18 protein-coding genes are annotated in these 16439 nt (G+C 71.0%); all 18 read left to right on the forward strand.

The genetic code is table 11. From position 1 onward, the window contains the following. Positions 1 to 17 precede the first annotated feature (17 nt). The 18 genes from DEFCA_RS23925 to DEFCA_RS0101545 all read left to right on the forward strand — a co-directional run bounded on the left by DEFCA_RS23925 (position 18) and on the right by DEFCA_RS0101545 (position 16345). Complete coding sequence (locus DEFCA_RS23925; RefSeq protein ID WP_025321275.1) at positions 18 to 734, forward strand: TPM domain-containing protein; 717 nt, start codon at positions 18 to 20, stop codon at positions 732 to 734. 3 nt (positions 735 to 737) lie between these two features. After that, positions 738 to 1187 carry a TPM domain-containing protein gene (locus DEFCA_RS0101460; RefSeq protein WP_025321276.1) on the forward strand — a complete coding sequence of 150 codons (450 nt, stop codon included), beginning with the start codon at positions 738 to 740 and terminating at the stop codon, positions 1185 to 1187. Positions 1188 to 1222: 35 nt separating this feature from the next. Then, entirely contained in the window at positions 1223 to 1894 is a 672-nt protein-coding gene (gene mobA / locus DEFCA_RS0101465; protein ID WP_025321277.1) for a molybdenum cofactor guanylyltransferase, read from the forward strand. 371 nt (positions 1895 to 2265) lie between these two features. Further along, positions 2266 to 2580 (forward strand): 50S ribosomal protein L21, encoded by a 315-nt coding sequence (gene rplU, locus DEFCA_RS0101470; protein WP_025321278.1) that lies wholly within the window; start codon positions 2266 to 2268, stop codon positions 2578 to 2580. Between the two features lie 18 nt (positions 2581 to 2598). Further along, on the forward strand, positions 2599 to 2871 hold the full coding sequence (rpmA, locus tag DEFCA_RS0101475) for a 50S ribosomal protein L27 (RefSeq protein WP_025321279.1): 273 nt from the start codon (positions 2599 to 2601) through the stop codon (positions 2869 to 2871). A 698-nt stretch (positions 2872 to 3569) separates the two neighbouring features. Then, complete coding sequence (gene obgE / locus DEFCA_RS0101480) at positions 3570 to 4574, forward strand: GTPase ObgE (protein ID WP_025321280.1); 1005 nt, start codon at positions 3570 to 3572, stop codon at positions 4572 to 4574. Continuing rightward, the gene (gene proB, locus DEFCA_RS0101485) at positions 4571 to 5704 is read left to right on the forward strand and encodes a glutamate 5-kinase (RefSeq protein WP_025321281.1); all 1134 of its coding nucleotides are present in this window, start codon (positions 4571 to 4573) and stop codon (positions 5702 to 5704) included. Before obgE ends, proB begins: the two co-directional genes overlap by 4 nt. Before the next feature lie 18 nt (positions 5705 to 5722). Next, positions 5723 to 6982 (forward strand): glutamate-5-semialdehyde dehydrogenase, encoded by a 1260-nt coding sequence (locus DEFCA_RS0101490; protein ID WP_025321282.1) that lies wholly within the window; start codon positions 5723 to 5725, stop codon positions 6980 to 6982. Then, positions 6972 to 7664, forward strand: a complete 693-nt coding sequence (gene nadD / locus DEFCA_RS0101495; protein ID WP_084318616.1) for a nicotinate-nucleotide adenylyltransferase — start codon at positions 6972 to 6974, stop codon at positions 7662 to 7664. Before DEFCA_RS0101490 ends, nadD begins: the two co-directional genes overlap by 11 nt. Then, complete coding sequence (rsfS, locus tag DEFCA_RS0101500; RefSeq protein WP_051463172.1) at positions 7661 to 8047, forward strand: ribosome silencing factor; 387 nt, start codon at positions 7661 to 7663, stop codon at positions 8045 to 8047. The genes nadD and rsfS overlap by 4 nt, the downstream gene beginning before the upstream one ends. Then, positions 8044 to 9075, forward strand: coding sequence for an NAD(P)H-dependent glycerol-3-phosphate dehydrogenase (locus tag DEFCA_RS0101505; RefSeq protein ID WP_025321285.1), 1032 nt, complete (start codon positions 8044 to 8046; stop codon positions 9073 to 9075). Before rsfS ends, DEFCA_RS0101505 begins: the two co-directional genes overlap by 4 nt. Next, complete coding sequence (tmk, locus tag DEFCA_RS0101510) at positions 9072 to 9713, forward strand: dTMP kinase (RefSeq protein WP_281173727.1); 642 nt, start codon at positions 9072 to 9074, stop codon at positions 9711 to 9713. Before DEFCA_RS0101505 ends, tmk begins: the two co-directional genes overlap by 4 nt. A 3-nt stretch (positions 9714 to 9716) precedes the next feature. Then, positions 9717 to 10661 carry a DNA polymerase III subunit delta' gene (holB, locus tag DEFCA_RS22775; protein WP_025321287.1) on the forward strand — a complete coding sequence of 315 codons (945 nt, stop codon included), beginning with the start codon at positions 9717 to 9719 and terminating at the stop codon, positions 10659 to 10661. After that, positions 10646 to 11668, forward strand: a complete 1023-nt coding sequence (locus DEFCA_RS18960; RefSeq protein ID WP_025321288.1) for a PSP1 domain-containing protein — start codon at positions 10646 to 10648, stop codon at positions 11666 to 11668. Before holB ends, DEFCA_RS18960 begins: the two co-directional genes overlap by 16 nt. Positions 11669 to 11670: 2 nt before the next feature. Continuing rightward, entirely contained in the window at positions 11671 to 13212 is a 1542-nt protein-coding gene (gene metG, locus DEFCA_RS0101525) for a methionine--tRNA ligase (protein ID WP_025321289.1), read from the forward strand. Further along, on the forward strand, positions 13209 to 14588 hold the full coding sequence (locus tag DEFCA_RS0101530) for a TatD family hydrolase (RefSeq protein ID WP_025321290.1): 1380 nt from the start codon (positions 13209 to 13211) through the stop codon (positions 14586 to 14588). The genes metG and DEFCA_RS0101530 overlap by 4 nt, the downstream gene beginning before the upstream one ends. Positions 14589 to 14857: 269 nt before the next feature. Next, positions 14858 to 15337, forward strand: a complete 480-nt coding sequence (greA, locus tag DEFCA_RS0101540) for a transcription elongation factor GreA (protein WP_025321291.1) — start codon at positions 14858 to 14860, stop codon at positions 15335 to 15337. Positions 15338 to 15454: 117 nt separating this feature from the next. Next, a complete protein-coding gene (locus DEFCA_RS0101545; protein WP_025321292.1) occupies positions 15455 to 16345 on the forward strand; it encodes a phosphoribosylaminoimidazolesuccinocarboxamide synthase in 891 nt (296 codons plus the stop codon). Positions 16346 to 16439 lie beyond the last annotated feature (94 nt).

A 16439-nucleotide genomic window follows, 5' to 3' on the forward strand; every position in this document is an offset into this window, starting at 1 on the left:
GTCTTGGAATCTTGGGGGTGGTGTGGCTCGCCTTTGCGGCGGCTGCCGCCGGCCTGGAGGTGCCGCCCCGGCCCCTCGGGCGGGTGAGCGACTTCGCCGGACTCCTGAAACCCCAGGAACGCGCCCGGATCGAGGCCCGACTCGCGGAGATCGAGCGCACCACCTCGAACCAGTTCGCGGTGGCGATCTTCCCGAGCCTGGAGGGCGAGGACCTGGAGGACTTCTCGATCCGGCTCGCCGAGGCCTGGAAGATCGGGCAGAAGGGGCGGGACAACGGGCTGATCCTGCTGGTGTTCCCGAAGGAGCGTAAGGTCCGGATCGAGGTGGGGTACGGCCTGGAGGGGGCGATCCCCGACGTCCTGGCCGGCCGGGTGATCCGGGACGTGCTGGCTCCCCGGTTCCGCAAGGGGGACTATGCCGGGGGCATCCTGGCCGCGGTGGACGCCCTGGATAAGGCCAGCCGGGGGGAGTTCGAGGCCACGCCCCAGGCGAAGAACAAGGGCGTGCCCCCCCAGGTCCTGGGCATCTTTCCCTTCATCCTGTTCGTGCTGCTGTTCCTGGCGGCCGCGTCCCGGTCGCGCTCGGCCCACATCGGCGGCCGCGGGGTGCGCCGCGGCGGGTTCTGGTGGTTCGGCCCGGGCGGGGGCTTCGGGGGCAGAGGTGGGTTCGGCGGGGGCGGCTTCGGGGGCGGTGGCGGGGGATTCGGCGGCGGCGGCGCCAGCGGAGGGTGGTGAACCATGTCCGATCGGAAGACGAGGCCCACGGCGTTCCTCACCCCGGAGGAGAAGCGCCGGGTGGAAACCGCGATCGCCGAGGCCGAGCGACGCACCAGCGCCGAGATCCGGGTGGTGATCTCCCGACGGGCCCGAGGGGATCCCCTCGAGGCGGCCCGCCGGGCCTTCGCCCGGCTGGGCATGCACGAGACCCGGGAGCGCAACGGCGTGATCATCTACCTGGCCACCGCAGAGCGCCGGTTCGCCATCTTCGGCGACGAAGGGGTGCACCGGTTCGTGGGGCAGGCCGGGTGGGAGAGCATCCGCGACGGCATGGCCGAGCGGTTCGCCCGGGGCGCCTTTGGCGAGGGCCTGGTCTATGCCGTGGAGCAGGTGGGCAAGGTCCTGGCCGAGCACTTCCCGTGGCGCGAGGACGACGTGAACGAGCTGCCCGACGAGGTGGTGGAGGAGTGAACGCCCGCTCCTCCCGGCCGGGCCGGAGATGGAGTATGCTGGAGCGGATTCCCTTGGCCGCGATCTTGGCGGGGGGCAAGGGGCGCCGCATGGGCGGCCGGGACAAGGCGCGCATGGAGTTCTTGGGCGTCCCTTTGATCGAGCGGGTGCGTGCGGCCGTGGAGCCGCTGGCCGGTGCGGTGATCGTGGTGGGGGGGAAGGAGTACCTGGCCCACCGGGGGATCCCCACCGTCCCGGACCGGTTCCCCGGGGCCAGCGCCCTGGGGGGGATCGCCACGGCCCTCGCCTGGGCACGGGAGAACCTGGGCCCAGGCGTTTGGGTTCTCTGCCTCGCCTGTGACATGCCCCTGATCCGGCGAGGGGTCCTCTCCCTGATCTGGTCCCGCCGGGACGAGGCCCAGGTGGTCGTGCCCCGGGTGGAGGCCGGGTATGAGCCCCTGTGCGCCCTCTACCGGGAGGACGCCCTGGAGGTGTTGCTGGAACGGATCTCCGCCGGAGATCTGGGCATCTTGCGGGCGTTCTCCCGGTTACGAACCGTGGAGGTTGGGGAGGAGGAGGTGCGGCGGGTGGATCCTGATCTGCGGACGTTTCTGAACCTGAACCGCCCCGAGGACGTGGAACGGGCTTTGTCTAGAGCCGGCGGCGCCGGTGCCAGTGCTCCAGATAGTTCTCCCCCTGGCGCCGCCAGTCGTCGAGGCGTCGGGTGAGGAACCGCACGATCCGTTGCAGGGGAAACAGTTTCAACCACATGCTCCGTGTCATGAAAAGCAGCTTTCTTGAGGCCTCCGGTAAGGTGGCGGCTGATTTGTAGTTTATGCAGAAACTGTGCCTTAGTCCAGGAGGCGGAGCAGGGGGAGAGAGGGTAACCGGGTTCCACCAAAGGGAAGTTTGGCGACCCTTCCGCTGTTTCCCCCGATTCCCTCGGTGTTGACCGCCGGGGAGGGGTGACTCGAGCCGCCGCCAAACCACGTCGTTTGGGCTCCCATGGGTTGACAGCGAGTCCGCGGGTTCACTATAGTCCGCTTTTCGCTCGAAACAGGGGCCCTCGGCGGGGCCATAGGTTTGGAGGAAGAAACCGATGTACGCAGTGATCCGCACCGGAGGCAAGCAGTACCTGGTGGGCCAGGGGGACTTCGTGAAGGTGGAGAAGCTCCCGGGAGACGTGGGTCAGGAGGTGGTGTTCGAGGAGGTGCTCCTGGTGAACGACGGGAGCGAGCTCAAGCTGGGCAAGCCCGTGGTGGAGGGCGTCCGGGTCCGCGGCACCATCGTGGAGCAGGGCCGCGACAAGAAGATCATCGTGTTCAAGATGAAGCGCCGCAAGGGGTACCGCCGGAAGCAGGGGCACCGGCAGCACTACACCGGCGTGAAGGTCGAGGCCATCGAGACGGCCTGATCCGAGGAGGGATGGGAAATGGCTCATAAGAAGGCAGGCGGAAGCTCCCGGAACGGCCGCGACAGTATCGGCAAGCGAAGGGGCGTGAAGCGGTTTGGCGGACAGGCGGTGCGCGCCGGAAACATTCTGGTGCGGCAGTTGGGCACCAAGTTCAAGCCCGGCCAGAACGTGGGCGTGGGCCGGGACCACACCCTGTTCGCCCTGGTGGACGGCGTGGTGAAGTTCGAGACGAAGGGCAGGGAGCGCCGGGTGTACGTGAACGTGGTCCCGGCCGAGGAGGCGGCTTCTTAGGGGCCCCTCCCCGGACCCGACGTCTTACGCAGCCCTTGCGAGGCCCGGACAGGGGAACCCCGTCCGGGCCTTCGTTCGTGGGGCCGGGCCCATTGCCGGTGGCGGGCATGGGGCCTGCGATTCAGGTGTCAGGGGCCAGAGGGCAGAAGGCAGAAGTTCGGGTAGAGTCCAAAAGCCGTGGGGGAGTTTTGCAAAACGTGAAAGGTTTTTCTTGTCCACTGTCCTCTGAATTCTGTCCCCTGATACGGCCGCACGCGGCTCTCCAGCAGGCCTCATGCCCCCCGGACTCTAATGCCGCGTTGCGTTCAAACCCAGAGCCCCCGGGGGGCGGGGCAAGGGACCTGCCTCCGGCCGGGCGCGAAGCCGGGCATGAGATTCGCCGCGCAGGCACGGGACCGAAGAGCTGGTTTCCATGACGACTCGGTGGAATCCGAACCCTTTCGCGGTCCGAGCGTCAGAGGCGCTGCGCAGCGAGCCAAGGGGCCGCGCCCGGCTCTCCGACAGGTCCCTTGCCCCACCGAGCAGGGAGCGGTAGCGCTTGTTTTTCCGCCTGGCCGGATAACCGGTCGGGTCGATATGATGACGCCAAGGAGGCGTGGCCACACTTGGAACGCTGGGAGATCACGGAGGTTTTCAAGCCTTCAAGCCTCCCAGCCTCCTAGCATCCTAGCCTCTTAGCGGAAATGGGAAACCCCTAGATGAAATTCGTGGACGAGGTGGAGCTGACCCTGGCGTCGGGAAACGGCGGCCGGGGGTGCGTGTCGTTCCGTAGGGAGAAGTTCGTTCCCCTGGGCGGCCCCGACGGCGGGGACGGCGGAGACGGCGGGGACGTCGTGCTGGTGGCCGACCCCCAGTTGACCACCCTGTTGGACTTCCGCCACCGCCGGGTCATGCGGGCCGAGAACGGCCGGCCCGGCATGGGGTCCGACCGGACCGGCCGCCGGGGGAGGAGCCTGGAGCTCCGGCTGCCCGTGGGCACCGTGGTGCGCGACGCCGAGACCGGGGAGGTGCTGGCCGACCTGACGGAGCCGGGCCAGAGGGTGAGGCTACTCCGGGGGGGCAAGGGGGGAAAGGGCAACGCCCGGTTCGCCAACCCCCGCAACCGCGCCCCCCGCTACGCCCAGCCGGGCACGCCGGGCGAGGAACGCCGGGTGCGGCTCGAGCTCAAGCTGATCGCCGACGTGGGCCTGGTGGGGCTGCCCAACGCGGGCAAGTCCACGTTGATCTCGCGGATCTCAGCGGCCCGGCCCAAGATCGCCGACTACCCGTTCACCACCCTGGTGCCCAACCTGGGGGTGGTGCGCTGGAACGAGGAACGGTCGTTCGTGGTGGCCGACATCCCGGGCCTGATCGAGGGCGCCCACGAGGGGGCCGGGTTGGGCATCCGGTTCCTAAAGCACGTGGAACGCACCCGGCTGCTGCTGCACCTGGTGGACCCCACCCAGGGGGAGCCCCTGGCCCTGTACGACGCGATCCGGGGGGAGCTGGAGGCGTTCAGCCGGGACCTCGCGTCCAAGCCCGAGCGGGTGGTGGTGACCAAGCTGGACCTGACCGAGGTGCGCGAGGCCCTGCCCGCCATCCGCGACGCGTTCGCCCGGCGGGGCATCGAGGTGTGGGCCGTGTCGGCCGTGACCGGCGAAGGGGTCGACCAGTTGGTCCGGCGCACCGGCCGGCTGTTGTTCGCAGGAGAGGAGGAGACGTGAGCCGCGAACCGGTGACGAGGGCCCGCCGGGTGGTGGTGAAGCTGGGCAGTCAGGTGCTGACCGGGCCGGACGGGCGGCTCGAGCGGCGGGTGTTCGAGGACCTGGCCGCCGACGTGGCCCAGGCTCGGGCCCGGGGGGTCGAGGTGGTGGTGGTGAGCTCCGGGGCGGTGGCTGCAGGCATGGGGCGGGTGGGGCTATCCCGCCGGCCCGAGGCCATCCCCGAGATCCAGGCCCTGGCCGCCGTGGGCCAGATCCACCTGGTGGGCGTGTACGAAGACGCGTTCCGGCCCCACGGCATCCCGGTGGGCCAGGTGCTCCTGACCCGCGACGACCTGGAGAGCCGGCGCCGGTACCAGAACGCCAAGACGGCCATCGGGGCCCTGCTGCGGCTCGGGGCCGTGCCGGTGATCAACGAGAACGACACCGTGGTGGTGGAGGAGCTCAAGTTCGGTGACAACGACAACCTCTCTGCCCTGGTGTCGAACCTGGTGGAGGCGGACGCTCTGGTGGTGCTGAGCCACATCGAGGGTTTGTACGATCGCGATCCCAAGGGCTACGCCGACGCCCGGCTGGTGGAGCGGGTGGAGCGGGTGGACGAGGCGGTCCAGCGGTTCGTGGGGACGTCCCGGTCCCGCTTGGGCACCGGCGGCATGGCCACGAAGCTCGAGGCGGCCCGAAAGGCGACCCACGGGGGTGCGGCCGTGGTCATCGCCTCGGGCAAGGAGCCCCACGCCCTGGCCCGGATCCTGGCGGGCGAGCCGTTGGGAACCTTTTTCGCGCCCCAGAGCGATCGGCTCCGACGGCGGAAGCACTGGATCGCCTACACCGTCCAGCCGGCGGGCCGGATCCGGGTGGACGCCGGCGCCGTGCGGGCGTTGCTGGAGGGGGGCAAGAGCCTCCTGCCCAAGGGGGTGGTGGCCGTGGAGGGGGAGTTCGACCGGGGTGACGCGGTGGTGATCGAAGGGCCCCGGGGGGAGGTGGTGGCCCGGGGGCTCACGGCCTACGGCTCGGGGGAACTCCGTAAGATCGCCGGGTTGGCATCGTGGGAGATCGTTGATAGACTCGGCTACACCTTCGGGGACGAGGTCATCCACCGGGATGACCTCGTCGTGTTCAGGGCAGGGAGGTGAGGGAGCGAGGAGGGCCGGATGTCGATTCGGGACGAACTGGTGGAGATGGGGCGCAAGGCCCGGCAGGCGAGCCGGGCGCTGGCGAGGCTCTCGAGCCGGGTGAAGGACGACGCCCTCAGGGCCATGGCGGACGGGCTCGAGGAGGCCCGGGCCGAGCTCCAGGCCGCCAACCGTAGGGATCTGGAGGCGGCGGAGCGGGCGGGGCTGTCGAAGGCGATGATCGACCGGCTGACCCTGTCGGACGGGGTGATCGCCTCCATGGCCCAGGGCCTGCGCGAGGTGGCGGCCCAGAACGACCCGGTGGGCGAGGTGGTGCGCATGTGGAAGCGGCCCAACGGCCTGCTGGTGGGCAAGCAGCGCATCCCCCTCGGGGTGATCGGCATCATCTACGAGTCCCGGCCCAACGTCACCGCCGACGCCGCTGGGCTGTGCCTGAAGGCGGGCAACGCGGTGGTGCTGCGGGGCGGGAGCGAGGCGATCCACTCCAACCGGGCCATCGCGGCCGTGCTCGAGCGGGCCGCGGCCGCAGCCGGCGTGCCGGAAGGCGCGATCCAGGTGGTGGGCGTGACCGACCGGCAGGCCGTGCTGGAGATGCTCCAGCTCGACGAGTACATCGACCTCATCATCCCCCGGGGGGGGGAGGGCCTGATCCGGTTCGTCACCGACAACAGCCGGATCCCCGTGATCAAGCACTTCAAGGGCGTGTGCCACGTGTTCGTGGACGCCTCGGCCGACCTGGACACGGCCGAGCGGATCGTGCTCAACGCCAAGTGCCAGCGGCCCGGGGTGTGCAACGCCCTGGAGACCCTGCTGGTCCACCGGGACGTGGCCGAGGCGTTCCTGCCCCGGGTCGGCGCATCCCTGGGGGAGGCGGGGGTCGAGATCCGGGGGTGTCCCCAGACCCGTCGGTGGATCCCCGAGGCCCGGGAGGCCACCGAGGACGACTGGCACGCCGAGTACCTGGATCTGATCCTGGCCGTGCGGGTGGTGGACGGCCTCGACGCAGCCATCGATCACATCGACCGGTACTCCAGCCTCCACACCGAGGCCATCGTGACCCGCGACTACGCCAACGCCCAGCGGTTTGTGCGCGAGGTGAACTCGTCGGTGGTGGCGGTGAACGCCTCGACCCGGTTCAGCGACGGCCAGCAGCTCGGGCTCGGGGCCGAGATCGGCATCTCCACCACCAAGCTCCACGCCTTCGGACCCATGGGGGTCGTGGACCTGACCACCACGAAGTTCGTGATCTTCGGCGAAGGGCAGGTGCGTGAGGGCTGAGCCGTCCGCCGAGACACCGCCCCCGGGGGGCGTGGGGGTGTTCGGCGGCACCTTCAACCCCGTCCACCTGGGCCACCTGCGGGCCGCCGAGGAGGTGGCTGACGCCCTAGGGTTGGAACGGGTCTGGTTCGTGCCGGCCCGGGTTCCGCCCCACAAGGGCGCCGAGTCCCTGGCCCCGGCCGAGGCCCGCTGGGGGTGGCTGCGGGAGTCCGTCGCGGGGAACCCCCGGTTCGGGGTGTCGGACCGGGAGCTGCGGCGGGCCGGCCCGAGCTACACCGTGGACACCCTGGCCGAGTTCCGGCGCGAGATGGGCCGGGACCAGAGGCTGTGGTTTCTCATGGGGGCCGATGCGTTCCGGGAGATCCACACCTGGCATCGGTACCCCGAGCTGTTCGCCCTGGCCGACCTGGCCGTGATGCGTCGGCCCCCCGACGAGGGCCCCCTGCTGCCCCCCCCGGCCCTGCGGGAGGAGTTCGAGCCCACCGCCCACGGATACCGGCACGCGTCGGGCCGCGAGGTTCGGGTCGTGCGGGTCACGCCCCTGGAGATCTCGTCGTCCACCATCCGGGCCCTGCTGGCCCAGGGGCGCTCGGTGCGGTACCTGGTGGCGGAGCCGGTGCGGGCCTCGCTGGAGCGGGCCGCCAGCCAGCATCCGGAATGGTTTCGAGGGAGCGCGAGATGACCGACGAACAGATCCTGGAGCGGATGATGGTCTGCGTGCGCGCGGCGGCCGACAAGCGGGCCACCGATCCGGCCGTGCTCGACGTGCGCGAGGTGGCCGGGTTCACCGACTACTTCGTGATCGTGAGCGGGTCGAGCGACCGCCGGGTGCAGACCATCGCCGAGGCCGTGCTGGAGGTCATGAAGAAGCAGGGGGTGCGGCCCATCGGCACCGAGGGGATCCGGGAGGGGCGGTGGGCCCTGCTGGACTTCGGGGACTGGGTGGTCCACGTGTTCTACGAGGCGGTGCGCGAGGAGTTCGGGCTGGAGGAGCTGTGGTTCGACGCGCCCCGGATTCCGATCCCCTCGGAGGTGCTCGAGCCCCGGCGGGAGACGACCCCGTGAGCGCGGAGAAGGTCGCGGTGGTGGGGGCCGGGGCGTGGGGCACGGCCCTGGCCACGGTCTTGGGCCGCAAGGGCGTGGCCGTGGACCTGTGGGTGTACGAGCCGGACCTGGCCGAGCGCATGGCCGAGACGCGGGAGAACGACCTCTACCTGCCCGGGCGCCGGATCCCGGACCCGGTGCGGCCCACCCACGACCTGGAGGAGGCCGTGGCCGGGGCCTGGGTGGTGGTGAGCGTGACCCCCTCCCAGGTGGTCCGGCAGGTCATGACCCGGGCCGCCGGGGCGATCGAGGCCGACGCCTGGGTGGTCACCGCGTCCAAGGGCATCGAGATGGGTAGCCTCCGGCTCATGCACGAGGTGCTCACCGAGGCGCTTCCGCCGGGGTTCGAGGGGCGGATCGCGGCCCTGTCGGGGCCCTCGTTCGCGGCCGAGGTGGCCCAGGGCATGCCGACCGCCGTGAGCCTGGCCTGCCGCGACCCCCGGGCGGGCCGCCGGCTCCAGGAGCTGTTCAGCGACAGCCGGTTCCGGGTCTACACCCTGGACGACATCGTGGGGGTGGAGACCGGCGGGGCCCTGAAGAACGTGGTGGCGCTGGCCGCCGGCATCTCCGACGGCCTGGGGTTCGGCCACAACAGCCGCGCCGCCCTGATCACCCGGGGGCTGGCCGAGATCAGCCGCCTGGGCGTGGCCCTGGGGGCCGACCCCCTGACCTTCCTGGGGTTGGCCGGCATGGGGGACCTGGTGCTCACCTGCACCGGCGGCCTGTCCCGGAACCGCACCGTGGGGCTGCGGCTCGGCCAGGGGGAGCCCCTGGAGGAGATCCTCGGCTCGATGCGGGCCGTGGCCGAGGGGGTGAAGACCGCGGGCGCGGCCGTGGAGCTGGCCCGCAAGCAGGGGGTGGAGATGCCCATCGCCGAGACCGTGTGGGACGTGCTGGAGGGGCGGCTGGACCCGCGCCAGGGGGTGGAGCGGCTCATGGGCCGGCCGGCCAAGCGGGAGTTCTGGGACCTGGAGACCCCGCCCGCATGAGTGGAGTGTTCGTGACCCTGGAGGGCGGCGAGGGCACGGGCAAGACCACCCAGGCCCAAAGGCTGGCCGAGCACCTGGAGCGGCTGGGCCACCGGGTGCGCCTGACCCGGGAGCCCGGGGGCACCGCCCTGGGCCGGGACCTGCGGCGGATGCTCCTCGAGGTCCGGGAGGACCCCCCGTGCCCCCGGGCGGAGCTGCTCCTGTACGGCGCGGATCGGGCCCAGCACGTGGAGCGGCTGATCCGGCCGGCCCTCGAGGCGGGGGAGGTGGTGGTGTGTGACCGGTTCACCGACGCCACCGAGGCCTACCAGGGCTGGGGCCGGGGAATGCCGGCCGAGGCGGTCCGGGCCGTGAACCGCATGGCCGCGGCCGGGGTGGTGCCGGACCGCACCGTGGTGCTCGATCTGGACCCCGAGGAGGGGGTGGCCCGGTCGCTGGGCCGCCACGGCCCGCAGGGGGCGGAGGTGCGGTTCGAGAGGGAGGACCTGGCGTTCCACCGCAGGGTCCGGCAGGGCTACCGGGCCATTGCCGAGCGCGAGCCCGGACGGGTGCGGCTGGTGGACGCCTCGGGCTCGGAGGACGAGGTGTTCGAGCGGGTGTGGGCCGCGGTGGCCGACCTGTTTCGCGGGGGGGATTAGGCCGTGGCCGCGGAAAGGGTGGTCGGCCACGATCGCCCCCTGCGGGTGCTCCGCCGCAGCCTGGGCTCGGGACGGGTGCCCCACGCGTACCTGTTCTGGGGGCCGGACGGCATCGGCAAGACCCGGGTGGCCCGGGAGGTGGCCCGGGCCCTGCTGTGCGGCGAGGCAGGGGCCCTGGCCCGGGGCGAGGGGTGCGGGGCGTGCCGGTCGTGCCGGCGGCTCGACTCGGGCAACCACCCGGACCTGCACGTGCTCGTGCCCCGTGGGGCGCGGGTGGGGGTGGAGGAGGTTCGGGCGCTCCAGGAAAGCCTTTCGTTTCGGCCCTTTGAGGGAGGCCGCCGGGTTGCTATAATCCCCGACGCCTTCCGGCTGACCCGGGAGGCGTCCAACGCGCTCCTGAAGACGCTGGAGGAGCCTCCCGCAGGCACCCACCTGGTGCTCACCGCCCATCACCGAGACCAGCTCCTGCCCACCGTGGTCTCCCGGTGCCAGTGCGTTCGGTTCGACCCCCTGCCGGACGGGGCCGTGGAGCAGGTCCTCGTGTCGGAGGGGATGGAGCCCGAGCAGGCCCGGGCCCTGGCCCGGGTGTGCGGCGGCCGACCCGGCCGGGTGCTCGGCCGGGAGCCGGGGGAGTTTCTGGAGTGGGTCCGGCAGGCCGAGGATCTGGTGGACCGGTGGGACGGGCTGACCGCGGGGGAGCGGCTGCGGCTGGGGGCCGAATGGGCGCGGGTTCCGGACCTGCGGGATCGGCTGGAGACCCTGCAGTGGGTGGTGCGCCGGCGCATACGTCGCCTGGACGGGGCCGTCCCTGCGTGGCTCGACCGTCAGGCCGGGCTGGCGCGGGTGTTGGAGTGGATGGATCGCAACGTGAACACGGAACTGGCCCTGGACGCCCTGTTTCTCGGGCTGGCGGGGCAGGATTGGGAGGACCGTTGGCTCGGGTCGTAGGGGTTCGTTTCAAGCGCGCCAGCCGCGTATACCATTTCGACGCCGGGCCGCTGGAGTGCGGGCCCGGCGATTGGGTGGTGGTGGAGACCGAGCGGGGCATGGCCCTCGGGCAGGTGGCGGCGGCCCCCCGGGAGATGGAGCCGCCGTCCGGCCAGGTGCTCAAAAAGGTGCTGCGCCGGGCGGGCGAGCGCGACATCCTCCGATACGAGCAGAACTGCGAGCTCGAAGGGTACGCGTTCCAGGTGTGCCTGGAGAAGATCCGCGAGAAGGGTCTTCCCATGAAGCTCGTGGACGTGGAGTATCTGTTCGACGGATCCAAGGCGATCTTCTACTTCACGGCCGAGCAACGGGTGGACTTCCGGGAGCTGGTGCGGGAGCTGGCCCGGGAGTTCCATACCCGCATCGAGATGCGCCAGATCGGGGTGCGCGACGAGGCCAAGCTCGTGGGAGGGGTGGGCCCCTGCGGCCGGGAGCTGTGCTGCGCCACCTGGCTCACCCAGTTCTCGCCGGTGAGCGTGCGCATGGCCAAGGAGCAGGACGTGGCCCTGAACCCCACCAAGATCTCGGGGGTGTGCGGCCGCCTGATGTGCTGCCTGGGCTACGAGCACGAGGAGTACAAGCGCGAGGCCAAGCGGTTTCCCCGGCTGGGCAAGACCGTGGAGACCCCCCGGGGAACCGGCAAGGTGGTCCGGCGCAACGTGCTCGAGGGCACCTTCGTCATCCAGACCCGCGAGGGCGAGGTGGCGGTGTCGGTGGCCGAGTGGAGCGTCCCCTCCCGCCCCGCCCCGGCGAAGGGGGAGAAGCCCCGGCAGGAGCCCCGGAGGACGTCCGGCGGCCCCGGGCGGGAGAAGCGCCCCGGCGGAAGAGGCCGCAAGCCCGCCGGACCCAAGCCCGACAAACCCAAGCCGCCGTCCCAGGAGACGTCGGCCCCATCGGCGGCGGAGCAGCCGGCCGGCCAGGGGCGCAAACGCAGGAGCCGGCGTCGGCCGAGACGCAAAAAGGGATGACCATGTCGAAGACCTTCTACGTGACCACACCGATCTACTACGTCAACGACGTGCCCCACATCGGCCACGCCTACACCACCGTGGCCTGCGACGCCCTGGCCCGGTACAAGCGCGCCGCCGGCTACGACGTGCTGTTTCTGACGGGCACCGACGAGCACGGCCAGAAGGTTCAGAAAGCGGCGGCGGAGCGGGGCGAGCAGCCCATCGACCTGGCCAACCGGGTGGTGACCCGGTTCCAGGACCTGTGGAAGGCCCTCGACGTCTCCAACGACCGCTTCATCCGCACCACCGATCCGGCCCACCACCGGTCCGTCGAAGAGCTGTTCCGTCGGGTGCAGGCCAACGGCGACATCTACCTGGGTGAGTACGAGGACTGGTACTGCACGCCCTGCGAGACCTTCTGGACGGAAAACCAGCTCATGGAGGGCAACTGCCCGGACTGCCACCGGCCCACCGACCGGCTCAAGGAGCCCAGCTACTTCTTCCGGATGTCCCGGTACCAGGAGCCCCTGCTCCGGCACATCGAGGAGAACCCGGACTTCATCCAGCCCGTGAGCCGGCGAAACGAGATCCTGTCGTTCGTGCGGGAGGGGCTGCGGGACCTGTCCATCTCGCGCACCAGCTTCTCGTGGGGCATCCCGGTCCCGGGCGACCCGGCCCACGTGATCTACGTGTGGTTCGACGCCCTCACCAACTACATCACGGGCGCGGGCTTCCCGGACGAGGAGGACCGGTTCTCCCGGTACTGGCCGGCCGACGTGCACGTGATCGGCAAGGACATCCTGCGGTTCCACGCGGTGTACTGGCCCACCTTCCTGATGAGCGCGGGGCTGCCGCTGCCCAAGAAGGTGTTCGCCCATGGCTGGTGGACCGTGGAGGGCAAGAAGATGTCCAAGAGCCTGGGCAACGTGGTGGACCCGGGAGCCATCGCGGCCGAGTACGGGGTGGATGCGTTTCGCTACTTCCTGCTGCGGGAGGTGCCGTTCGGCCTGGACGGCGATTTCAGCCGAGAGGCCCTGGTCCACCGGATCAACTCGGACCTGGCCAACGACCTGGGCAACCTGGTGTCGCGGGTGCTGGCCATGGTGGGCAAGTACCGCGACGGCGTGGTGCCCCGCGTGCTCTCGTTCGGCACCGAAGGGGTGGACGAGGGGCTGCGCGACGCCCTGACGGCGTGCCTGGAGCAGGTGGACGCGGCCATGGACGACCTGGCGTTCCACAAGGCCCTGACCTCGGTGTGGGAGTTCGTGGGCGTGGTCAACAAGTACGTGGACACCACCGCGCCCTGGGCCCTGGCCAAGGCCCCGGAGAAGGCCCCGCGCCTGGACCAGGTGCTCTACAACGCCTGCGAGGCCCTGCGGGCCGTGGGCCTTCTGGTGTTCCCGTTCCTGCCCGGCACGGGGCGGGAGATCTGGCGTCGGCTGGGGCTGCCCCGGCCGGTGGACGAGGGCCGTTTGGAGGAGCTCCGCACCTGGGGCGGCCTTCCGGCCGGCGTGCGCACGGAGCGGGGGAAGAGCCTGTTCCCCCGGATCGAGGTCCGGTGATCGTCGACACCCACGCCCACCTCACCCTGGAGGGGCTGCGGGAGGACGTGGAAGGGGTCCTCTCCCGCGCCCGCCGGGCCGGGGTGGGCGCCGTGATCACGGTGGGCATCGACCCGGAGGACAGCCGCGAGGCCGTGGCCGTGGCCGAGGCCCGGTCCGGGGTGTGGGCCACGGTGGGGGTGCATCCCCACGAGGCGGCCCGGGTCACGGACGCCCATCTGGACGACCTGGCCGACCTGGCCCGGTCGTCGGATCGCGTGGTGGCCTGGGGGGAGATCGGGCTCGACTACTTCCGGGACCGCTCTCCGCGGGAGGCCCAGCAGCAGCGGTTCCGGGACCAGCTTCGGAGGGCCCGGGAGCTGGGCCTGCCCGTGGTGATCCACGACCGGGAGGCCCACGAGGACACCCTGCGGATCCTGAAGGACGAGGCCGGGGAGGGCCTGCGGGGGGTGTTCCACTGCTTCTCGGGCGACCTGGCCCTGGCCCGGGAGGTGCTGACCCTGGGGTTCTACCTGTCGGTGCCTGGCACGGTGACCTACCCCCGCAACGACCGGTTGCGCGAGGTGGTGGCCCACGTGCCCCTGGAGCGGGTGCTCCTGGAGACCGACTGCCCGTTCCTGGCGCCCCAGCCGAAGCGGGGCCGGACCAACGAGCCGGCGTACGTCGTGCACACCGCGGCCGAGGTGGCCCGGGTGCGCGGGCTCGAGGTGGAGGACGTGGCCCGCATCACCACCCGGGCGTGCCGGGATCTGTTCGGGATCGGGGAGGTCCGGGCCACCCCCATCGCTTATCCGATCCGTCGGAGCCTGTACCTGAACGTGACCGACCGGTGCACCAACCGGTGCGCCTTCTGCCCCAAACACCGGGCCCCGGTGGTGAAGGGCCACGACCTGGCCCTGGACCGCGAGCCCACGGCCGACGAGGTGCTGGCGGCGGTGGAGGCCCAGGGCGGCCCCGATGCGTGGGACGAGGTGGTGTTCTGCGGGTTCGGGGAGCCCCTGCTTCGGCTCGACCTGGTCAAGCAGGTGGCCCGGGAGCTGCGGGCCCGGGGCGCCCGGCGGATCCGGGTCAACACCGACGGGCTCGCCAGCGCGGTGCACCGCCGCGACGTGCCGGCCGAGCTCGCGGGCCTGGTGGACGCCGTGTCGGTCAGCCTGAACGCGCCCGATGCCGAGACGTACGAGCGGCTGTGTCGTCCGGGCATTCCGGACGCCTACCGGGCCGTGCTGGGGTTTCTGGTCCAGGCCCGGGAGCACATCCCCGAGGTCACGGCCTCGGTGGTGGCCGTGCCGGGGCTGGACGTGGAGGCGTGCCGCCGCCGGGCCGAGGAGCTGGGGGTGCGGTTCCGGGTTCGGCCGTACAACGAGGTGGGGTAGGGGAGACCCGACGCGGCGCCCGATGTGCCGGCCGCCCGCGGGGCGGCCTTTTTGTTAGCGCCGGATCCTACGGGGGATCCGGCGACAAAACGGGCCCGTTTTTTCCGGAGGGCGAGCCAAGGAGCCGCACGCGGCTCTCCAACAGATCCCATGCCCCCCGGACTGTGAGGTGCTGGCGCAGACCTAGGAGATAGAGGAGGCTTTCAGCCTCCCAGCTTTCTAGCTTTCCAGCGGGCCGAAGGCCCCAACGATTCGAGGAGGAAGTTCCGATGAGCCGGATGCCGATCACGAGGCAGGGATACTCGAGGCTTCGCGAGGAGCTGGAACGGTTGAAAAAGGTGGACCGGGTCGAGATCGTCAAGGAGATCCAGGCCGCCCGGGCCCACGGCGACATCTCGGAGAACGCCGAGTACCACGCCGCCCGGGAGAAGCAGGGGTGGATCGAGGCGAAGATCCGGGACCTGGAGACCAAGCTGGCCGAGTCGGACATCGTGGACCCGCCCCGCGGGCCCCAGGAGCGGGTGCGGTTCGGGGTGCGGGTGCGGCTCGAGGACCTGGACACCGGCGAGGAGAAGGTCTACGAGATCGTGGGCCCCCACGAGTCCGACGTGAACGAGGGCCGGATCTCCATCACCTCCCCCCTGGCCCGGGCGCTCCTGAACAAGGAGGTGGGCGACGACGTGGAGGTGGACGCCCCCCGGGGCGTCAAAGAGTACGAGATCCTGGAGATCGAGGGGTTGGGAAGCTAGCCCGGCAGATCCCACCCTCGCCCTCCCTCTCCCGCGGGGGGGGCGGCGGGGCGAGGAACCCCTGCCCGCCCTTCCATCCCAACGTCCGAACGTCCCACCGTTCCTGGAGGATCTTCCATGACCCAGACCGTGTACGAGACGAACCTGGAGGGGCTTCGGCTGGTGAGCCGGGGCAAGGTGCGCGACATCTACGATCTCGGGGAGCACCTCCTGATCGTGACCACCGACCGGCTGAGCGCCTACGACGTGATCCTGCCCACCCCGATCCCCGGCAAGGGCGAGGTGCTGACCCGGCTGTCGGTTCACTGGTTCGGCCGCACCCAAGACCTGGTGCCCAACCACCTGGTTTCGGCCGATCCGGCCGAGTTCCCCGAACCGGCCCGGCGCCACGCCGAGGTTTTGGCGGGCCGGAGCATGCTGGTCAAGAAGGCGAAGCCCCTGCCGGTGGAGTGCATCGTCCGGGGCTACCTGAGCGGCTCCGGGTGGAAGGACTACCAGAGGACCGGGGCGGTGTGCGGGATTCCCCTTCCGGAGGGGCTCCGGGAGTCCGAACGGCTCCCCGAGCCGATCTTCACCCCCTCCACCAAGGCCGAGGTGGGCGACCACGACGAGAACATCCCGTTCTCCCGGGTCGAGGAGCTGATCGGTCCGGACCTGGCCCGGCGGGTGCGCGACCTGGCCCTGGCCGTGTACCAGAGGGGGGCGGACGAGGCGGCCGACAAGGGGATCCTGATCGCCGACACCAAGATGGAGTTCGGGCTGCTCGGGGACGAGCTGATCCTGATCGACGAGCTGCTCACCCCGGACTCGTCCCGGTTCTGGCGGGCCGCCGACTACCGGGTGGGGGTGCCGCAGGAGAGTCTGGACAAGCAGTACGTGCGCGACTACCTGTCGGGTCTCGACTGGGACAAGACCCCGCCGGGCCCGGAGCTGCCCCCGGAGGTGGTGACCGAGACCTCCCGCCGATACCGGGAGATCCTCGGCATCCTCACCGGACAGCTCCCGTAGGCTTGGCACGGTGCCGTCGGTGGGCATGGGGTTCAGGAACCGTCCGACTGCCCATCTACCCAGCCGCCTGGCGGGCCGAAGGCCCAAAGCTGCC

It is taken from the genome of Deferrisoma camini S3R1 (assembly GCF_000526155.1).
Taxonomy (GTDB): Bacteria; Desulfobacterota; Deferrisomatia; order Deferrisomatales; family Deferrisomataceae; genus Deferrisoma; species Deferrisoma camini.

Coding starts and splice junctions, on each gene's coding strand:
- DEFCA_RS0101545 (WP_025321292.1), top strand. CDS start 15,455: ATGACCCAGACCGTGTACGAGACGAACCTGGAGGGGCTTCGGCTGGTG.
- rpmA (WP_025321279.1), top strand. CDS start 2,599: ATGGCTCATAAGAAGGCAGGCGGAAGCTCCCGGAACGGCCGCGACAGT.
- tmk (WP_281173727.1), top strand. CDS start 9,072: ATGAGTGGAGTGTTCGTGACCCTGGAGGGCGGCGAGGGCACGGGCAAG.
- obgE (WP_025321280.1), top strand. CDS start 3,570: ATGAAATTCGTGGACGAGGTGGAGCTGACCCTGGCGTCGGGAAACGGC.
- DEFCA_RS0101490 (WP_025321282.1), top strand. CDS start 5,723: ATGTCGATTCGGGACGAACTGGTGGAGATGGGGCGCAAGGCCCGGCAG.
- rplU (WP_025321278.1), top strand. CDS start 2,266: ATGTACGCAGTGATCCGCACCGGAGGCAAGCAGTACCTGGTGGGCCAG.
- rsfS (WP_051463172.1), top strand. CDS start 7,661: ATGACCGACGAACAGATCCTGGAGCGGATGATGGTCTGCGTGCGCGCG.
- metG (WP_025321289.1), top strand. CDS start 11,671: ATGTCGAAGACCTTCTACGTGACCACACCGATCTACTACGTCAACGAC.
- mobA (WP_025321277.1), top strand. CDS start 1,223: ATGCTGGAGCGGATTCCCTTGGCCGCGATCTTGGCGGGGGGCAAGGGG.
- greA (WP_025321291.1), top strand. CDS start 14,858: ATGAGCCGGATGCCGATCACGAGGCAGGGATACTCGAGGCTTCGCGAG.
- DEFCA_RS0101460 (WP_025321276.1), top strand. CDS start 738: ATGTCCGATCGGAAGACGAGGCCCACGGCGTTCCTCACCCCGGAGGAG.